The organism is Janthinobacterium sp. PAMC25594, from assembly GCF_019443505.1.
GTDB lineage: Bacteria > Pseudomonadota > Gammaproteobacteria > Burkholderiales > Burkholderiaceae_D > Janthinobacterium.
In genome coordinates this window covers 2,114,467-2,132,306 of the sequence record NZ_CP080377.1, presented here as the reverse complement: position 1 = coordinate 2,132,306, position 17,840 = coordinate 2,114,467, and the positions used below count along the sequence as shown (strand labels likewise).

Annotated in this window: 13 protein-coding genes and 2 pseudogenes; 5 read left to right on the top strand and 10 right to left on the bottom strand. The window is 56.9% G+C overall.

Translation table 11 applies throughout. The annotated features are described in order from the left end of the window. Positions 1-37: 37 nt before the first annotated feature. From KY494_RS30015 to KY494_RS09440, 4 genes and pseudogenes are all read left to right on the top strand, one after another. On the top strand, positions 38-1,810 hold the full coding sequence (locus KY494_RS30015; protein ID WP_219890752.1) for a methyl-accepting chemotaxis protein: 1,773 nt from the start codon (positions 38-40) through the stop codon (positions 1,808-1,810). Continuing rightward, the gene (locus tag KY494_RS09450; protein WP_219890751.1) at positions 1,797-3,419 is read left to right on the top strand and encodes a methyl-accepting chemotaxis protein; all 1,623 of its coding nucleotides are present in this window, start codon (positions 1,797-1,799) and stop codon (positions 3,417-3,419) included. Before KY494_RS30015 ends, KY494_RS09450 begins: the two co-directional genes overlap by 14 nt. 325 nt (positions 3,420-3,744) lie before the next feature. Continuing rightward, a pseudogene (locus KY494_RS09445) lies at positions 3,745-4,832 on the top strand (IS3 family transposase). A 39-nt stretch (positions 4,833-4,871) separates the two neighbouring features. After that, a complete protein-coding gene (locus KY494_RS09440; RefSeq protein WP_219890750.1) occupies positions 4,872-5,264 on the top strand; it encodes a hypothetical protein in 393 nt (130 codons plus the stop codon). Between the two features lie 146 nt (positions 5,265-5,410). Here KY494_RS09440 and KY494_RS09435 read toward each other — a convergent pair. The 3 genes and pseudogenes from KY494_RS09435 to KY494_RS09425 all read right to left on the bottom strand — a co-directional run. Then, positions 5,411-5,527 (bottom strand): annotated as a pseudogene (locus KY494_RS09435) (IS3 family transposase); the annotation flags it as partial. A gap of 185 nt (positions 5,528-5,712) precedes the next feature. Continuing rightward, a complete protein-coding gene (locus KY494_RS09430) occupies positions 5,713-6,261 on the bottom strand; it encodes a hypothetical protein (protein ID WP_219890749.1) in 549 nt (182 codons plus the stop codon). 379 nt (positions 6,262-6,640) lie between these two features. Next, on the bottom strand, positions 6,641-7,624 hold the full coding sequence (locus KY494_RS09425; RefSeq protein WP_219890748.1) for an IS5 family transposase: 984 nt from the start codon (positions 7,622-7,624) through the stop codon (positions 6,641-6,643). A 399-nt stretch (positions 7,625-8,023) separates the two neighbouring features. Here KY494_RS09425 and KY494_RS09420 point away from each other — a divergent pair, with 399 nt between their 5' ends. Further along, positions 8,024-8,539, top strand: coding sequence for a hypothetical protein (locus KY494_RS09420; RefSeq protein ID WP_219890747.1), 516 nt, complete (start codon positions 8,024-8,026; stop codon positions 8,537-8,539). On the opposite strand, the gene KY494_RS09415 is transcribed toward KY494_RS09420, so the two are convergent. The 7 genes from KY494_RS09415 to KY494_RS09385 form a co-directional block, all read right to left on the bottom strand. Beyond that, on the bottom strand, positions 8,530-10,641 hold the full coding sequence (locus KY494_RS09415; RefSeq protein ID WP_219890746.1) for a Fic family protein: 2,112 nt from the start codon (positions 10,639-10,641) through the stop codon (positions 8,530-8,532). The two genes, KY494_RS09420 and KY494_RS09415, sit on opposite strands and share 10 nt — an antisense overlap. A gap of 19 nt (positions 10,642-10,660) precedes the next feature. Further along, positions 10,661-12,502, bottom strand: coding sequence for a transglutaminase domain-containing protein (locus KY494_RS09410; RefSeq protein WP_219890745.1), 1,842 nt, complete (start codon positions 12,500-12,502; stop codon positions 10,661-10,663). Between the two features lie 133 nt (positions 12,503-12,635). Continuing rightward, positions 12,636-13,127 carry a hypothetical protein gene (locus tag KY494_RS09405; protein ID WP_219890744.1) on the bottom strand — a complete coding sequence of 164 codons (492 nt, stop codon included), beginning with the start codon at positions 13,125-13,127 and terminating at the stop codon, positions 12,636-12,638. A gap of 104 nt (positions 13,128-13,231) precedes the next feature. After that, entirely contained in the window at positions 13,232-14,674 is a 1,443-nt protein-coding gene (locus KY494_RS09400; RefSeq protein WP_219890743.1) for an HlyD family type I secretion periplasmic adaptor subunit, read from the bottom strand. Beyond that, positions 14,674-16,758: a peptidase domain-containing ABC transporter gene (locus KY494_RS09395; protein WP_258194768.1), complete on the bottom strand. Its 2,085-nt coding sequence runs from the start codon at positions 16,756-16,758 to the stop codon at positions 14,674-14,676. Before KY494_RS09395 ends, KY494_RS09400 begins: the two co-directional genes overlap by 1 nt. 198 nt (positions 16,759-16,956) lie before the next feature. Continuing rightward, a complete protein-coding gene (locus tag KY494_RS30135; protein ID WP_375143469.1) occupies positions 16,957-17,277 on the bottom strand; it encodes a helix-turn-helix domain-containing protein in 321 nt (106 codons plus the stop codon). A gap of 173 nt (positions 17,278-17,450) precedes the next feature. Then, complete coding sequence (locus KY494_RS09385) at positions 17,451-17,705, bottom strand: hypothetical protein (protein ID WP_219890742.1); 255 nt, start codon at positions 17,703-17,705, stop codon at positions 17,451-17,453. Between the last annotated feature and the right edge of the window lie 135 nt (positions 17,706-17,840).

Genomic DNA, 17,840 nt, shown 5'->3' with positions numbered 1-17,840 from the left:
CTTATCGCTCTGTCCTGCAAACTATATAAAGACTTGAATGAACAATTCCACTCAAACCGTCGGCACCCGCCTGGCAATAGGTTTCGGCATCACTTTCGCGCTGACAATCGTACTCACCGGCCTGGCCATGAATCGAGTCGGCAGTATCGATCAGACGCTTAGCCGCGTCAACGATGTCAATAACGTTAAACAGCGCCACGCGATCAACTTCCGCGGCAGCGTCCACGACCGTGCGATTGCCGTGCGCGACGTGGTGTTGGCCACTGACGCCGCCGCCTTGCAGGCGCAGGTGAACAAAATCAAGGCGCTTGATGACAAATACCAGCAATCGGCGGTCCCCCTCGATGCCTTATTTACCAGTGCCGTGACTGCCGACGAAAAAGCAGCCTTGAGCAGCATCAAGGACACCGAGCGCTGCGTGCAACCGTTGATCGCCAAGGTGATCGAGTTGCGTAGTGCCGAGCAATTTGCGCAGGCTTCCAGCCTGCTGGCGCAACAGGTCGGCCCGGCCTTCGTAGACTGGTTGGCATCGGTGAATAAACTGATCGACCTGGAAGAAAAGATGAGCCAGGACGCTACCGCCGGCGCCCGCGCGCTGAGCAGCAGCTTCTTCACCTGGATGCTACTGCTGTGTTCGGTTGCCATTGCCGCCGGCGTTAGCAGTGCTTGGTATATCGGTCGCGGGCTGCTGCAGCAGCTCGGAGGACAACCGGATTATGCAGTCAGTATCGTTACCCGCATCGCTGCTGGCGACCTGTCCGTCGCGATTCACACAGCGAAAGACGACCACAGCAGCCTGCTGTTCGCCATGAAAAAAATGCGCGACAATTTGGTCGAGATCGTTGCACAGGTGCGGACTGGCACCGAAACAATTTTCAATGCTTCGACCGAGATCGCAGCCGGAAACTTTGATCTCTCATCGCGCACCGAACGCCAGGCAGGAACGCTTGAAGAGACCGCATCGTCTCTGGAAGAATTAACCAGCACCGTGCGTCAGAATGCCGACAATGCGCGGCAGGCCAATGTACTGGCCGAGTCCGCATCCGAAGTTGCGGTACGTGGCGGGGCCGTGGTGGCGCAAGTGGTCGAGACTATGGCGGCAATCAATGAATCGTCCAAGAAAATTGTCGACATCATCGGCGTGATTGACTCGATTGCATTTCAGACCAATATCCTGGCGCTGAATGCCGCCGTGGAAGCGGCTCGCGCCGGGGAGCAGGGCCGCGGCTTTGCTGTCGTGGCAACCGAGGTGCGTAACCTGGCTCAGCGTTCGGCCTCGGCCGCCAGCGAAATCAAGGCCTTGATCGGCAGTTCGGTGCAGCGGGTTGACATCGGCGCGCGCCTGGTTGACGACGCCGGCACTACGATGGAAGAGATTGTGCGTAGCGTAAAACGCGTAACCGACATCATGTCAGAGATCAGCCTGGCCAGTCAGGAACAAAGCACCGGCATCGAATCGGTCAACCAGGCCGTAGGCGAGATGGATGAAGCGACCCAACAGAACGCCGCCATGGTCGAACAAGCCAGCAGCGCAGCCGCATCGCTGCATAAAGAAGCGCAGATGCTAGCCGAAGTTGTCGGCGTTTTCCAGCTCACCGTCGATCCCGAAGGTAGGCGCATGATTAGTTGTGTCTCCAACAAGACGTCTCGTACGCAGGCCGCCGTCAAGCCGGCAGCTAGCCGTTTGACTATGCCGACATTGGTGCGTGTACCTACCAAGGCCGTGTCAACAAAGGTCGTGCGATCAAAGCAGGATGCCCCAGCTGAGTCCTCAATCTATTTTCGGAAGAATGAACATGCACACCTTTAAAAATCTTAAAATTGGGACGCAACTTTCCCTCGCATTCGGACTGCTGACCGCGCTTATACTTGTAATGGCAGCAATCACCTTGACGGGAATATCGTCGATCGGGCGGGCGGTGAATCAAATTGACAAAATCTCTGTCGAACGCCTCGGTCCGCTATATCAGGCACGTGAAGCCCTTGCCCAAACCGGTCTGGCGGCACGCAATGCATATATATTTACTGATGAGATACAAGCGAATAAAGAGCTAGCCCTTGTTGATGAGCAAAAAGCGATCTACCTTACAGCACTAGAAAAGCTCATGCCAGTCTATGGCGATGACCCTGAGTTTGCCAAAGTACGCACTGGTCTACTTGCAATGAGCGAATCGCTCAAGCGCCCTCGCCAACTGCGAGAAACTGGAAACATGAAGGAGTTCGGCAACTTCTTAGTTAATGAGTGTAGCCCTTTGCGGCGCCAGATAGTGTCGGACATGGCTGTTGTTGTTAAAAAAACTCAGCAACAAATGGATGACGCCACATTGCTATCGGCATCTCGCGCAGACACTTCACGACAGCTAAGCATAATCGTAGCAATAGTAGCCTTTTTCATCAGCTTATTGATCGCGGGTTTTATCAAGCGCATACTTTTGAAGCAACTAGGCGGAGAACCCGCTTACGCTACCGAAATAGCTAACAAGATTGCGCGTGGCGACCTGGGGATTAGTGTGGACATAAAGCAAGATGACAAGTCGAGCCTGCTATTCGCGATTAAGACCATGCGCGACAGCCTATTATCCATTGTTGGACAGGTGCGCGAGGGTACTGACTCTATCCGCAGCGCATCGAGTGAAATCGCCAGCGGCAATGAAGATCTCGCGTCGCGTACAACGCTTCAATCCTCATCCCTCGAAAAGATTGCTACCGCTATGGAAGAGCTGACATCGACAGTAAAACAAAATGCGAACAACGCTCACCAGGCCAATGCGCTTGCGAAATTGGCTTCGTCAGTGTCCCAACAAGGCGGTGAGGTGATGGTACAGGTAACTGAGACGATGGAATCGATCAACGATTCGTCGAAGAAGATCGTGGATATCATTTCCGTGATCGATGGCATCGCTTTCCAGACCAATATCTTGGCCTTGAATGCGGCTGTGGAAGCTGCGCGTGCAGGCGAACAGGGGCGCGGCTTTGCTTTAGTAGCCACCGAGGTGCGCAATTTGGCACAGCGCTCTGCCGCAGCTGCAAAGGAAATCAAAACACTGATTAACGACTCAGTCAACAAAGTCGGTAGTGGCTCCGCGTTGGTGCAAAAGGCCGGCACAACGATGCAAGAAGTCGTTGTCAGCGTGCAGCGCGTCAGGGAAATAATGGGTGAAATCAGCGTTGCTAGCGCGGAACAGAGTAGCGGCATCGAAGAGGTTAACGGAGCTATCGGTCAGATGGACAGCATGACCCAACAAAACACGGCACTCGTTGAAGAAGCTTCGTCAGCGGCGCTTGAACTACGAGAGCAGGCAAGTTCACTGGCCGATGTGGTCGGACTCTTCAAGCTTGAGCGCCGTGAAAGTGCAACGCGCCAATCTGGTCATACCCAAGCCACGAAACTGGTACCAATGAGGCTAGCCCATGACTAAGCTGGGTTTGCCCATACGATCCAGTCTGACTGCTGCCGATTCTGTCGTATTAGTGCTCATCGGCAGGCAGATCAGGTAAACCGTAGTTTTTGAACGCTGGACCAATCGACATGCTCGGCATCAAATGCATGCGTTTTCTGATTTACGTGATCCTGGTGTGCATTCGATGGTACCTAGATTATCCGCTGACCTACCGATACTTGGAAGAGATGATAGAGGAGCGCGTCGTGTCGGTCGACCATTTGTCGATTATCGGTAATCCCCCCACCAAATGATCGCGTTTAAAAGTAGAATTTTCCAAACTCAGATTTTTTGAAAGTTCTGCATGAAGACGTCCCGTTTTACCGATAGCCAGATCATCGCCATCCTCAAGTAAGCCGAGGGCGGCTCACCAGTCCCTGAGCTGTGCCGCGAGCACGGCATCAGCAACGCCACGTTCTACAAATGGCGTTCCAAGTTTGGCGGCATGGACGCCTCGCTGATGGCCCGCATGAAGGAACTGGAGGAAGAAAACCGGCGCCTGAAGAAGATGTATGCCGAGGAACGCTTGAAAGCCGAGATCGTCGCGGAGGCCCTGACAAAAAAGTGGTAATGCCATCTCAGCGGCGGGAGATGGCGCAATGGGCCGTGGCCCAGCGTTCAGCCACCATTGGAATAGCCTGCCAGGCATTTGGCATTAGCCAGACCTGCTATCGCTATCGCGCCAAGCTCGATGTGGAAAACGCTGTCGTGGCTGACTGGCTGGTACGCCTGACCAACAATCAGCGCAACTGGGGCTTCGGCCTGTGCTTCCTGTATTTGCGCAACGTGAAGGGGTTTAAATGGAACCACAAGCGCGTCTACAGGATCTATCGCGAACTGGAACTGAACCTGCGGATCAAGCCACGCCAGCGGCTGGTGCGGGAGAAGCCGCTGCCGCTGGCCGTGCCTGCACAAATCAACGAGACCTGGTCGATGGACTTCATGCACGACCAACTGGCTGATGGCCGTAGCATCCGCTTGTTCAACGTGATTGACGATTACAACCGTGAGGGTCTCGGCATCGAGGTTGATTTCTCATTGCCGTCCGAACGCGTCATCCGGTCCCTCGACAGGATCATCGAATGGCGTGGCAAACCCTAGGTCATTCGCTGCGATAACGGCCCGGAGTACATCAGCGCTGTGACGTTGGCCTGGGCCACCAACCGCGGCATTCGCATCGACTTCATCCAGCCTGGCCAGCCGCAGCAGAATGCTTATGTCGAGCGCTATAACCGCACGGTGCGCTACGACTGGTTGGCACATCACCTGTTCGAAACACTCGATGAGATCCAGGATTTTGCAACTCGCTGGCTGTGGACTTACAATCACGACCGGCCCAACATGGCACTTGGCGGCATCACACCAAAACAGAAGCTTGCCTTGGCCGCTTAACCTCTACTTTTAGCGCGCTCTAAAAATGGGGGGATTACCGTGTCTGCAGCAGGCCTGATCTGGCTTAATTGGTTGCCTGTTCATCCATTGCAGGTCAGCGAATTTCTGCTACCTACATTGCTGGTCGGCGCTGGCAACGGGTTGGTGATGATGAGTGCCACGCAAGCAGTTCTTGCAGGAGTTCCGCGGAAAGACTCGGGTCTTGCAGCAGGACTACAGAACACTGCACGCCAACTAGGTGGAGCAGTGGGCATAGCAGTACTGGGTGCAGTCGCCCATGCAGTAATGGCGGCGCGATTGGCCGCCGGGCAACTACCCCAGGCGGCCGAACTTGCGGGTTACCGGTTTGCATTCTTGATGGCAGGCATCGTCAGCGTTGTCTCGGCAGTCGCGTCGCTAATGCTGAAGCACGCGCCCGCATCAAAAGAGTAGCGAGGAATTGCTTGGCTCCAGATACGGCATTGCTCGGCCTGGCGACACGCTGGGCAATGCGTGATAGCCAGTGCAGCTCGCTCATTCAGCATCAATCCTTGGAGAAAAATCGTGTCCTTCGATCTACAGTCTGAATCGCCACAAGTTCACCAGACGCTCGCGAGCCGCTTAAAATACTGCTTTTCGTAATTGACCGGGGACAGCTTGTTGTTGAATCCATGACGGCGCTTCGGATTGTAGAACATCTCGATGTAGTCGAAGATAGCCCCGGGTGTGTAAGTAGACGTGGTGAGAGGTTTGCCTGAATGCGGCCAAATAGCTCGGCCAGCCTTTTGGGGTGTCCGCCTTTCCATCAATATCCACAGTGGTTTCCATCAAAAAGTGACGGGAACTACTGTGGCTTATCGCCAACTTTAAATACAGGCGGTTCCGGGAAGGCGCTTACTTTTCAACCAAATTTGGGGTTAGCGAGCGCCAAGACTTTTCTCCAACTGTTCTCCGACACTGTCCCCATAGTCGCAGGATCGAATACGAGCGCCGTTGTACTCCAAAAATGCAAGCAGTCCTCGAATTCATCTTGACTTAAAATACTTGGATCCCAGGGTTCTTTTTTTGCCAAGCTCCCAATCCAAGCAGTAATCAACTCGTACTGCCCCTCAGCAAAGGATGGTTTGGCAATAATAACAATGGTCGAGGATTCGGTCCCGACTTGGCCTGATGGAGCAACACGTGATGGGAATTTACGATTAGTCCGCAATGCAAACAAAGCGAGATCATCGATTTTCAATGCATTTGTCTTTACTACCCCTCCTCGACCGACGATACAACCCATCTCAACCTCGCATTCTATTTTTTTTCGGTCGCTCGGAAGATGGATTTTGCTGATCGCATTGCTCAGATGCACAATTACGTCAGGATGAGCCTGCAAGTGATGCAGGACTCGTGTGGGGATGCCAATAAAGCCGCCGCAAACAGTACGATGTTTTTCCATGTTCATAACAATTTCTCCAAATAGGGGATTTAAGCTTTCTGCTGAAAGCCTGAGTTATGAATAATGGAAGCACATCCGTAGGTGTTCATCCTGCGAGATCGAACCCTCGTTTGTTGCAGCTATCTGTATTCATTCTGAGGATGAAGAGCCAGATATATTATTTTCACAATACACTATTTAGTGTCAATTGGCAATTCGTAAGAATGAAGACCGAGGAATGCCAAACAGAGGTCCTGGAAAGAATGGACTGGCCCGGCGCTGGACAGCGCTAAGGAGGCACTGATCAATTCGCTCCTAGCGAAATTGACGCGCCAAATGGTCAAACGATGAGGCGATCACGCGTATTTCCGGTCGATTTGACGCGATGCTTCGCGTCTTTCGGTAATCAGGACGGACTACGGGATTCGGTGATCGTAAAGCGCCTGCCAGCCAGCAGCAGATTGGCGAAGGCGAACAACGTGAACAGCTGTGCTGTATTCTTGGCCAGGCCGCGATAGCGCGTTTTACGATGACGGAACAGGTTCTTGATGACATGGAACGGGTGCTCGACTTTCGCCCGCACGCTCGCTTTCAGATGTTCCAGCTTTTCCGTCAGGCGCCCCAGTTTGTTGTTGGGCAGCGCCTTGCGTTTGGAGCGCTTCATGGCCACATGCCACGTGACCGGTTTGTCGATGTTTTCAGGCCGCTTTTCCACGCCCTGATAGCCAGCATCACCCAACGCGGCGACTTCATCGCCATGCAGCAGCGCGTGCGCCTGGGTCACGTCGGCGACATTGCCAGCCGTGCCGACAAGCGTGTGAACCAGACCCGACGCGGCGTCCACGCCGATATGCGCTTTCATGCCGAAGTGCCAGTCGTTGCCCTTCTTCGACTGGTGCATTTCAGGATCGGGCTTGCCATCCTTGTTCTTGGTGGATGGTGGCGCGGCGATCAACGTCGCATCCACGATGGTGCCTTCACACATCACCAAGCCTTTCTCGGCCAAATGTCCGTTGATCGTATCGAAGATCTGCCGCGTCAGCGCGTTTGCTTCCAGCAGGTGGCGGAAATTCAGCAACGTCGTCGCGTCCGGCGCCGACTCGCGGCCCAGGTCAATGCCAACGAAAGCGCGGATGGACTGGCTGTCGTAGACCGCGTCCTCGATGCCTTCGTCCGACAGCCCAAAGCACTGCTGGGCAACGTACATGCGCAGCATGCGCGCCAGTCCGATCGGCGGGCGCCCGGCGCCTTCGACCTTGGGATAGAACGGCTCGATCAGCTTGTGCAGCTTGCCCCACGGCGTCACGCTGTCGATTTCGGCCAGGAAGCGGTCGCGCCGCGTGAGTTTCTTCTTGGCGGCGTATTCGAGGTCGGAGAAGCTCTTTTGCATGGTCGGCGGTGGGGCAATGAACGTGTCGCTATTGTCTCAGTTCGGCGCGCTGCCGTGAACGGCAGCCGAAGAATAAATCAGCGTTTCCTTAGCGGTCACCATGCTTCTCTTAGATAAATGTAGAGATAGGAAACCACTTCTTGCGCGAAAAGCTTATTCAAAGGCTGCCTTAACTTCAAGCTAAGTACGCTAGGGAGCTGCTGATTAATTCGTGTTTCCGCTTGAGCATCACCCGTAAGTTTTTGATTTTTAAAGCAGTGAATTGCCAGAAATCGAATTGATCAGCGCTCCCTAGAGCCAGCTCAAAATGGTTCAAGCAAGACGCTACCCCGAACATGCGATAATTGCCAGCGCGCATACTTTCTTGCGTCCAGAGGCCGATAAAGGAGACGTGGTTCAATGCAAAAAAACGATCTTATTCTGCAAATAGCGTCGCCGGCGCCGTTCCGGCTCCAAGGAATCTTGCTGTGCACGATCGCGCTCGCAATCCTCGCTTTCACGGTGAAAAAGAATGCAAATGTCCTGATGACATTGACAATGGACGCGGTGGGAACAGGGGCGGTTATTCTTATATTCGTGTTTGTAGCGGGCGCCGTACTGTTCAAGAATGTTTGCGGAAAGGAAGAAATATTGTTCGTCAAGGACGGCGCGCCCGCTGGAACAGCGGCTGCCTCCGCGATTGTGTGCGGCGATCTGATCGCAATTGAACGCAAGCCACTTCCTCTTCCCATGACCGCGGATGGCAAGATGGCCATGCTCGGCCTGGGCGGTGAAAGGCTGATGTTATTCACCAAGACGAGCGCCTTCCCATTCGGGATTGGCCTCTCCGACGAGGCGGCGATGGCGGCAATTAAACAGATCGAGGAGTTTTGCGGCAGGCCGTTGCTGCGTCACGGTAAGGCCGGTCAGCAATAGCCAGCCAGACGACGCGCGTCAAGCAAGCGCCAGGCATCTCCGCAACCGTGATGCCTGCGTAGTTCCTCCTCCCCGCTGCCGGCACGTTCGATTTGCGGTTGTAACGCCAGTATGTGACGCGTTCTCGGCGCACTTTCTAGCAGGAACTTGAGCGGTCCGGTTTGGCAGTCTATAAGCTCGTCCACAGCCAGTAGCCAACCTAGCTCCGATCCGAATTTTTCGCGATAAGCGCTGTGCTTGGCATGTAAATCTGCCCACAACAGAGCGGCCAAAAAGTACGCGGTGGGTACCGTCACGCCTTGCGACAGAGCGCGATCGCCCAGTGTGAGCGCGGTGTGAAGAAAATACTTGGCGCGTTGATCGAACATCTGGCGATGAACGGCAGGAAATAGGGGTTCCAGCAAATGGGTGACAAACATGATATTCAGTGCGTCCACCATGTTGCCGCTCTTAAGTAATTTACCCAATTCGCGCGCTAGGCGCCCAGAGGCGGTCTGCATGATCGCAGTCTTCACGTTGCATAGCGCTTCCATGGTGGCGGAATCGATCGCCAGGCACAAGCGCACCGCGTGACGAATTCCGCGTAACGCACGCAGTGGATCGGCGGTGAAGCTGACGACGGGGTCGCCGATGGCGCGCAAGGTGTGTGCCGCAAGGTCGTCCATGCCGTTGGAGGGGGCCAGCAGCGCGTTGTCGATGGGGTCGTAATACAGCGCGTTAACCGTAAAGTCGCGCAGGGCGGCATCGGCTCCGATGAGAGAGACGTCCGGGTAGGTATTCGCACTTAACAAGCCGCGCGATGGCGCACTGCCGTCGCGTAGCGTCGAAACCTCTACCGAACCGCCGGGCAACATCACCACGACGACCTGAAAGCGGCCACCGACAATATGCGCGGTGTCGAACAATCCAAATATATCGGCCGAGCCGGCGTTGGTGACGATATCGAAGTCAGCCGGCGCCACGCCGGCAAGAAGGTCGCGGACCGCACCGCCTACCAGCCATGCCGAAAACCCATGGTGGCGCAAGCTCTGTAACACCTGCAGAACACGGGGGGGAAGCGGCCGATGGGCCAGCGACTTTACTATAAGTTGCTCTGCGGAGTGACTTATGATCGTGCAAACGCGGCGCAGTCGCGCTACCATGTCCCGCAAATGCCCCCGGGCCGCGCAGCGTACCATGTAGTAGCACTCCGTCAGGGTGATGGCATCCCAGTCCAACCGATAGCCGTCCCGCGCCAGCACGGCCGATACCAGCGCCATACCTAGGCGGCGGTTGCCGTTGAGGACGGGATGGATGGTCAGGTAGTCGGAGAAGACCTTGGCTGCCAAGACCAGGGGATCATGCGTGCGATCAGCCTGGTGGTGCGCGATTCGCTCCAGCAACTGCCGCATCAGCGCCGGAACGTGGCGCGCGTCCACGAAGCCAGCTTCGGGCCGCAGATTAATGTTCCGGAACCGGCCGAAATATTGCGGGTGGTCGGGCGATATTGAGGCGTGCGATCGCAGCAGCGCTGCGACGCTGAGTTCCGCGAGTGCCGCTGGTTCAGCTTCCGGCGGTGCGTCGGCCAAATAAGTGTCTACCAGCCGCCGCAGAGTCGCCCGATCAAACATCGGAACCTCCGCATAGTCGTCAAGTAACCAGAACCGCGCGGCGCGCGGCCGGCGGTTCAGCAGCATGCCCGTACCTGTGCTTTCTATCGCCCAGGCGGTCGCGCCCGCCGCCGCGCTGTCGGGTAGGCGCGTCAGCATTTCAGGCTGCACCGGCAACCAGGCGGTGTAAGCACCGGGGGTTACGCCGAGAAGCAAGGCCGCGCCGCCATCGGCCAACATCAATAGCACCGACCGGCTGGTCAAGGCCTCACCGATCCATTCGGAGGCCAGTGGCCGCAACGCTAGGCCCAGGCGGCGCGCCAGGAACTGCGGCGTGCGCGCGTCGGCGCCCGATACCGGCAATGGCGCGGCCGGCAGCACCCTGGCAAGTTCGCCCCGGTAACCATACAGTTTCATATAGGCGAGCAAACAACATGGCAGGTGGGTATCTCTGCCGCGCGGCCTGAGATCGCCGATACGGGCTAGGAGTTCTGATTCTGTCACGACGGGCATGCAACCACTTCCTCACTTTTCATTGATGGGTATAACGTATGCCGGCCCCCATGTCCCGGGCTACGACAGCGGCCAGGCGATGAAAGTCAGCATAGTCGGTGGCTGTGCACACGGCGGTGGGCGTGTCGTCCAGCAAGCGTCGTGTTACATGCACGCGGTCGCCGGAAGACAGCCGCTCCAGTACATAGTTGGAGGTGTATTCCCTTCGCGCATCGGCGTAGCTGGCCGGCGACGGCAGCGTGCTGACATTCACGCCCGGAGGAAATTCGAGCACGAAGTTCTCTTCGACATGACGCGCACCGCACAGGAATGCGCCGTGGTCCTGTTCCGGTGCGAACAGCTTGGCCAGCCTGTCCAGCGCATAGCTGTTCCGTAAATAGGACACCGGTATCAGCTCGCCGGCGCCGTGCGTTTTGAGCGCTCCGTCGCCGCGAAACAGCATATGCGTGCGGCTAACGCTGGCGATCTCGTCATCGGAAAATCGCAGTGTGCCTTCCGGCGTAGCCAGTCCCTTGGCCAGGAGCGCATTGCGCACCGCACCGGCGTCGCGTGGCGGTGCCAGCTCGCGGGCGATGTTGCGTATCTCGCCGACCAGTGTGCCGCGCACTTCCGCCTTCACCTCGCCGCGAACGGCGCCGTCGGCGGCCAGCGTCAAGGTCGTTTCCGTGATGCTGGCATCCTGCCGTGTGCGTTGCGGGGTACGGCTGATCCGGGCGTCTGCAGCCAGGCTCACCAACGGTTTTCCCGTTTCATAAGGTGGCAAGACACCGAACGGCAACGCGCCATGCGTCGCTTCGGCATACACGTGCAGCGAGGGAATGTGGAGAATCACGTGGTTGAATATTTGCGCGACCGCGACGGGGGGCAGCGTGAAGTTGTTTTCCGTGCTGATCAGCATTGGCGTGCTGTCGATGCCGGCCGCGCGCAACAACGCCATCAGCAGCACAACATGGTCTTTGCAATCGCCTTTGCGACGCCCCAGGATTTCCCCAGCTGGACGCGGCGACACGCCGTCGGCGTAGATGTCGCTGTCGTCGTAGACGATGTGGGCATTCACCCAGTAATACAGAGCCGCGGCCTTGTCACGTGGAGTGTGGCGCTCGGAGACAAGTCGCTGAGCGAATGCGCGGATATCCGACGTGACCTGCGCAGCCTGTGTGAACCGGCGGCCCATGGCCTGGCCCAGACTCGGATAGCCGGCGAAGGAGGATATCAGCAAATGTGGCGAGTTCAGCAACTCATCGATGCGGTCCGGATTGCGCGGGCCCGGCCGCGTGCGTTGGTAACGCAGGGTAATCACACGCTGGTCACCCTCGATGCTCTCTTGGCGGGTATCAAAGCCGTCGGCGGCCACTTTCAGCGATAGGGCGGCCGGTATGCGCACCCGCAAGGTTGTTTGGGGGTGGGGAACGTAAGTCTGCAGGTTGTAACCGATTGAAAACCGACCGTCCAGCAAGCGTACCTTGTGGTTGATTTTGACCTGGTAAGACAGCACATCACCGATTTGCAGTGACGGGATCTTGAACTGTAACGCAGCCCCGGTGGCAGCCGGCGACGCGTTGCGCAGCACGGGCAGCGTTTGCTTGCGGCCATCAGGCTTTTGCACCTCGACGCGCGTCACCGTCATGTCCAGCGCATCAGGACGGAAACGAATCTGCAGGTCGCGCCAGCGTTCCAGTACTGCCTGGTCCGCCACTAGGCCGGTGCGGTCTATGATCTCTTCATATGTGCCGTCCTCTCGCAGCCTCAGTTCGATACGAACGTCTTGATTTTCCAGATTGCCGTCCGGGGTGGTCTGCGCGGTAGCGCCGGTTGACGCCATCACGGCCAAAAAGGTGCAGCAGGTCAGCAGGAAATTCATAAATTCATAATTGTGGATGGTATGCCAGAAAAAATTACCAGGTGCGGCTCGTTGGGAGAGCGTCCCCTCCCAACGTACTGGCTTCGTCGCAGCGCGCTGGCGAAACTCAGGTTAGGCTAGGCGATGCGGTTTTTCAATGCGCTGGCACGCCCATGGCGTTGTTGCCATAGTTGACCGCTTGATTGACAATGTTGGTCACGCCGTTGATCACGCTATTAACAAACGAGTTATAAACCTGGGTTGGCTGTACCGTATAGCTAACGCCCGCGCCGGCCGTGCCGTAGGTCGGCTGCGCGGTCGACGCATTGGTCGGAATACCGATCGTGGCGCCGACGCCGTTGGGCAGATTGCCGCTGACGGCGCCGCCCGTCAGGTAATCGGCGGGTGCAACTCCGGCGGGCGTCGTACCCGCCACGGCGATCGGTCCGGCCGTGCTGACCACGCCGCTGACCAAGACGTCCCCTCTCGATGTGACGGTGACGGACGCGCCAACACCTACCGGGCCGAGGACCGGTTCCACATAGCCCACCGTCACATAACTGCCGCTACCGCCGGTGGAATTGTCTGGCGCCGTGATGTAGCTTCTGTCATCGTAATCGTCACAACCATCATTATAAAAGCCCATTTAGTTCTCACTTGTAAAAAACGGTCGAATTGCCGGTCGACCTATCCGGTCGGCACGGCGCCGTACGGCGCTGTGCAGATTCCTGTGGACCTCCTGGAGCGCGGCTAGCGGGAGGTGATGCTATTCTTTAGATATTTCTTCATTGGTTCGAGGAAGAATTCGATAATCCGGCGTCGATCAGTCTTGATGTCGACTTGCACCGTCATGCCGGACCGCGTCTTGAGAATCTCGTCGCTGGACGCGGGGCCCTTGCCGGTGATTTGCACCCTGAGCTTGTACATAAGGCCGGCCTTGGTCGGCAGCTCGTTCTCGCCGCGGGTTTGGGCGGCCATCTCCGCCCCGCTCAATTGTCTTTCCTCGGCGTCGGGGCTTACGTCCAGCACCAGGCCGCTCAGTGAACCGTAGTGCTGGAAGGGGAAGGCGTCGACCTTGATGTCGGCGGCCTGCCCGGCATGTACAAACGCGGCCTCTTCGTTGGACAGATAAGCTTCGATCACCTGGGCCTGCCCCAGAGCCACCAGGGTGGCTACAGTCTGCCCCGGCGCCACGACCTGTCCAACTGAGGTCACCGATAGTAGCTGCACCTTGCCATCCACCGTGGCCACGATGCGCTTTTGACCGACCAGCGTGCCCGCCTTCTCAACGTCGCCACCCAAGGCCGCCAGTCGCGTGTTGCAATCGCTCAACTCAGTAAGCAACTGGCCGCTGTGCTCGTGCCGGGTCTGCCGGACCAGCTCCGCCGCGGCCCGGGCGTCCTGCATCGCGCTTTTCAGCGCGTTGCGTTGAGAGGCGACGTTATTCTCCAGCTGGTTCAGATCGTCTTTAAGCTTGAGGTAGTCGAAGCGTGTCATCACGCTACCGATGTAAGGTCGCACCCGCTCTTCTTTTTCCTGACCGATCTTGAGACTGGCCTCGAGCTTGTTGAGTCCATCGCGCAGCGCCGACAGGTTCGACTCCTTCGCGTTTTGCGCATTGCTTGCCTCCGCCAGCTTGGCCTCGAAGGCGCTGTTGCGGGCCAGCCGCAGCGATTCCTGCAAAATGGCCACCTCGGGTGCGATGCCACCCGTTTCGTAGTTCGGCCTGGCGCCATCGAGTTCGGCGGTTAGGCGTATTTTTTCTGCCCGCAGAAACTGCAGACGCTGGGACGAGCTGCGCAAGTCGCTATTGTCCAGTCCAGCCTCAAGTTCGACCAGCACGTCGCCTTTCCTGACCAGTTGCCCTTCCTGCGCCAGGATGGCGCGGACCCGGCCGCCATCGACCGATTGGACGATTTTTAATTTGCCGCTGGGGATGATCTTGCCCACCGAGGTGGACACCACGTCGACTTGGCCGTAGCACGACCACAAGGTGCCGATCAAGCAAAATCCGACGATGATCCACACCACGGCGCGCCCGACGGACGAGGGCGGTGTGTGCTCCAACTCCAGCGCATCGGGCAGGAAGGCCAGCTCCAGCCGTGACAGCCGCTCGTCGTTCCGCGCGGGGAGGCGCCGGAATTGCCGGACCAACTTAGTCAACACCGTGCCCTGAACCATCTTCGGCGCCATCAAGCGAACTCCTCTTGCTGCGAAAACAGATGGGCGTACAAGCCGCCTTGCTCCAGCAGTGCCCTATGGCTACCCTGCTCCACCATCGCGCCGCGGTCGAGAACCAGGATGGTATCGGCGTGTGCCACCGTTGATAGCCGATGGGCAATGATAAACACCGTACGGCCTTGGCAGATCTGCCCCAAATTGTTTTGTATAATGCGTTCCGACTCGTAGTCCAGGGCGCTAGTCGCTTCGTCGAAGATCAGGATGCGGGGGTTGCCCATCAAGGCCCGCGCAATGGCCACCCGTTGGCGCTGGCCGCCCGACAAACTGACGCCGCGTTCGCCAACCAGTGTGTCGTAACCGTTCGGCAGCCCACTGATGAACTCGTGCGCGCCGGCGATTGTCGCCGCGTGGACGATCTTGTCCAGCGCGGCGCGTGGTTGGTTGATCGCGATGTTGCTGCCGATCGTGCCGTTGAACAGGAAGTTCTCTTGGAGGACGATACCGATCTGACTGCGCAAATAGGCGGGGTCAATGAAGCGGATATCGGTGCCGTCGATGGAAATTTTGCCGGACTCGGGGAAATAGAGTCGTTGCAATAACTTCGTCAGCGTGCTCTTGCCTGAGCCGCTACGGCCCACGATCCCCACCGTTTGGCCGGCGCACACGGAGAGCGACAGATGGTTCAATGTCAGCGGTCCGCGCTCATCGTAGCGGAAGCAAAGCTCGTCAAGCCGCACGTCTCCGCGCAGCTGCCCCAGGCCAGACAGTCCGGCGGCTTGGCGCGGTTCCTGCTCCTGATTCATGATGTCGCCGATGCGGGCAACCGACAGCGCCACCTGCTGGAACTCTTGCCACAGTTGTGCGATTCGCACGATGGGCTGGATGATCCGGGTCGATAGCATTTGAAAGGCAATGAGCTGGCCCACGCTGAGATCGCCCGCCAGCACCGCTTCAGCGCCGCTCCACAGGATCGCCAGCGCCGCGCATTTTTGGATGAACTGGCCCAGTGCGCCGCCGATGCCACCCAACAACGAGGCCCGGTAGGACGCTGTCACGTACTGCGATAGGATGTGATTCCAGCGCCGCTCCATGATCGGTTCGATCGCCAGAGCTTTGATCGTGTGGATGCCGCTGACACCCTCGACCAGGAACGACTGGTTCTCGGCGCCGAGCCGGAATTTGACGTCAAGGCGGCGGCGCATCATGGGCACGATGGCCAATGAGCTGGCCACAAACAATGGCAGCGTCGCCAACACGAGCCAAGCGAGCCGGCTACTATAGAAAAACATCAGCGGGACGAGGATGATGATCGAGAGCAGGTCAAGCATGGAGCCGATCGAGCTGCCGGTGATGAATTGACGCACCGTCTCGAGTTCGCGCACGTGGGCGACGATGGTGCCGATGCGGCGGTTCTCGAAGAAGCGCAGCGGCAGACGCAGCAGGTGCCGCACCACTCGGCTTCCCAGCACCACGTCGATCCGGCTGGCGGTGTGCGTCATTAGATAGTTCTGCAGCACCGTCAAGATCGCCTCGAAGAGGATCAGGATCAGCATGCCAATACCCAGCACATGCAGGGTGGACAAATTTCGGTGAACCACCACCTTGTCGATGATGATTTGACTGAACAGCGGTGCGGCCAGTCCGAATATTTGAATCGCGAACGCAGCGATGAAGATCTCGCGCAATATGGCTTGATATTTCTTTATTTCAGGGATAAACCATCTGAAACCGAAAATCTGAGCGTCCTTGCCGCCGCTGGCCGCGCCCTTTATTAATATGATTTTTCCGTCCCATACGCTCAGAAAATCGTCGCGGGTACACGCCAGCGACGATTGCGGACGCATGGGATCGAAGATGATGATTTTTTCGCTGTCGGCGCGCATTACCACGACAAATTGTCCGTTATTCAATTCGGCTATGGAGGGCCAGGAGATCTTGGATAGTCTCGGCCAGACCATGTTCGCCTGCCGGCCCTTGAGGCCGAGGAACTTGATGGCCCTCATAAGCTCATGGGTACCATCCAGGACTTCGTCCAGCCCCAAGGCGTGGAGCAACTGCTCGGGTGTGGAATTGACTTCGCAATGCTTGGCCACCATGCAAAGACTGGCGAGTCCGGTTCTTAACCTATCCATTTCAGGCAAGCACTGTTGAGTTGAAGATTTCAAACTGATCCCATTTGGCTATTTAGCAGGACACGACGCGACCGAATATCCTTTTCATCGCCCAATGTATTATTTGCAAATATTATTGCAGTGGCAAACACGGAAAATTCTTACACTTTGTAACAATTCAACTTACCTTTCCAAAATGTAATATCGAGGGCAGGAGATTCGCCGGACTATACGGGTGGGAGTTTGCCGAACGGCCGTGGTGGTAGGGGAAGTCAGTCGTCGCTGGGGATACATCTGGAGCACTGGATCTACTTGACCGAGTAGCTGCACCGAGTATTTGTCTAATCCGCTAACTGATCGCCGCTCCGCATAGGAGGGCTCAGTGGTTTCCGAGCGCAGATAGCGCCGGACGGTATTGCGTGAAATATCCAGTCGCCTGGCGATTTCTCGTATTGGGATCTGGTCACGAAGGTGCCAGCGTCGAATGATACCGAGTAGAGCCACGTTGATTACTCCGATCTCCTGCCGATAAGACAGGTGGAATTGTGCTACTAACGTGGGTCAGATTCCGTTGCAAATTCGTGGGGAAAGTGGGTTAATTTTCAGTGCAACTTAACAAGAGTGGGTCAATTCTGCGAGCAAACGAACAGGAAGACGCTTACAGAACAAATGGACGCTTATTCTCGATGCGCTACCAGCACTGTGACGTATTTTTTTTTGAATTGGCCCGGGTCTTGATTGGCGGCAGCGGACTGCACACCTTCCTGATTTCGCAAACACTCAAATTCGATTCTGGCCAACTGCCCTGAGGAGTGGAGCGTTCTCGCTTCCTCGTGCTGCGCATCAGCGATGTGCGAGATGCTGCCATGGTGCGGGAAGTCAACTCTATGGCGTTTCGTCCCCTGACGGTCGTTATCAGTAAGAATTTCCATCTACATGACGTGCCACTCATCGAACTCCTCGACGATTCCCACAAATTCCAACCTGTTGTTTCCTGCCCTTCCACTTGTGCTTCTTGATATTTACGCTTGCGTTTACTGATATATTACATTTACTATTCTGATATA

What these genes read in the sequence shown, in the direction of transcription:
- KY494_RS09400 (WP_219890743.1), bottom strand. Translation starts at nt 14,674, where the DNA reads ATGGCGCCGAAGATGGTTCAGGGCACGGTGTTGACTAAGTTGGTCCGG.
- KY494_RS09430 (WP_219890749.1), bottom strand. Translation starts at nt 6,261, where the DNA reads ATGAACATGGAAAAACATCGTACTGTTTGCGGCGGCTTTATTGGCATC.
- KY494_RS09410 (WP_219890745.1), bottom strand. Translation starts at nt 12,502, where the DNA reads ATGAATTTCCTGCTGACCTGCTGCACCTTTTTGGCCGTGATGGCGTCA.
- KY494_RS09385 (WP_219890742.1), bottom strand. Translation starts at nt 17,705, where the DNA reads ATGGAAATTCTTACTGATAACGACCGTCAGGGGACGAAACGCCATAGA.
- KY494_RS09450 (WP_219890751.1), top strand. Translation starts at nt 1,797, where the DNA reads ATGCACACCTTTAAAAATCTTAAAATTGGGACGCAACTTTCCCTCGCA.
- KY494_RS30015 (WP_219890752.1), top strand. Translation starts at nt 38, where the DNA reads ATGAACAATTCCACTCAAACCGTCGGCACCCGCCTGGCAATAGGTTTC.
- KY494_RS09425 (WP_219890748.1), bottom strand. Translation starts at nt 7,624, where the DNA reads ATGCAAAAGAGCTTCTCCGACCTCGAATACGCCGCCAAGAAGAAACTC.
- KY494_RS09420 (WP_219890747.1), top strand. Translation starts at nt 8,024, where the DNA reads ATGCAAAAAAACGATCTTATTCTGCAAATAGCGTCGCCGGCGCCGTTC.
- KY494_RS09415 (WP_219890746.1), bottom strand. Translation starts at nt 10,641, where the DNA reads ATGCCCGTCGTGACAGAATCAGAACTCCTAGCCCGTATCGGCGATCTC.
- KY494_RS09405 (WP_219890744.1), bottom strand. Translation starts at nt 13,127, where the DNA reads ATGGGCTTTTATAATGATGGTTGTGACGATTACGATGACAGAAGCTAC.
- KY494_RS09395 (WP_258194768.1), bottom strand. Translation starts at nt 16,758, where the DNA reads ATGGTGGCCAAGCATTGCGAAGTCAATTCCACACCCGAGCAGTTGCTC.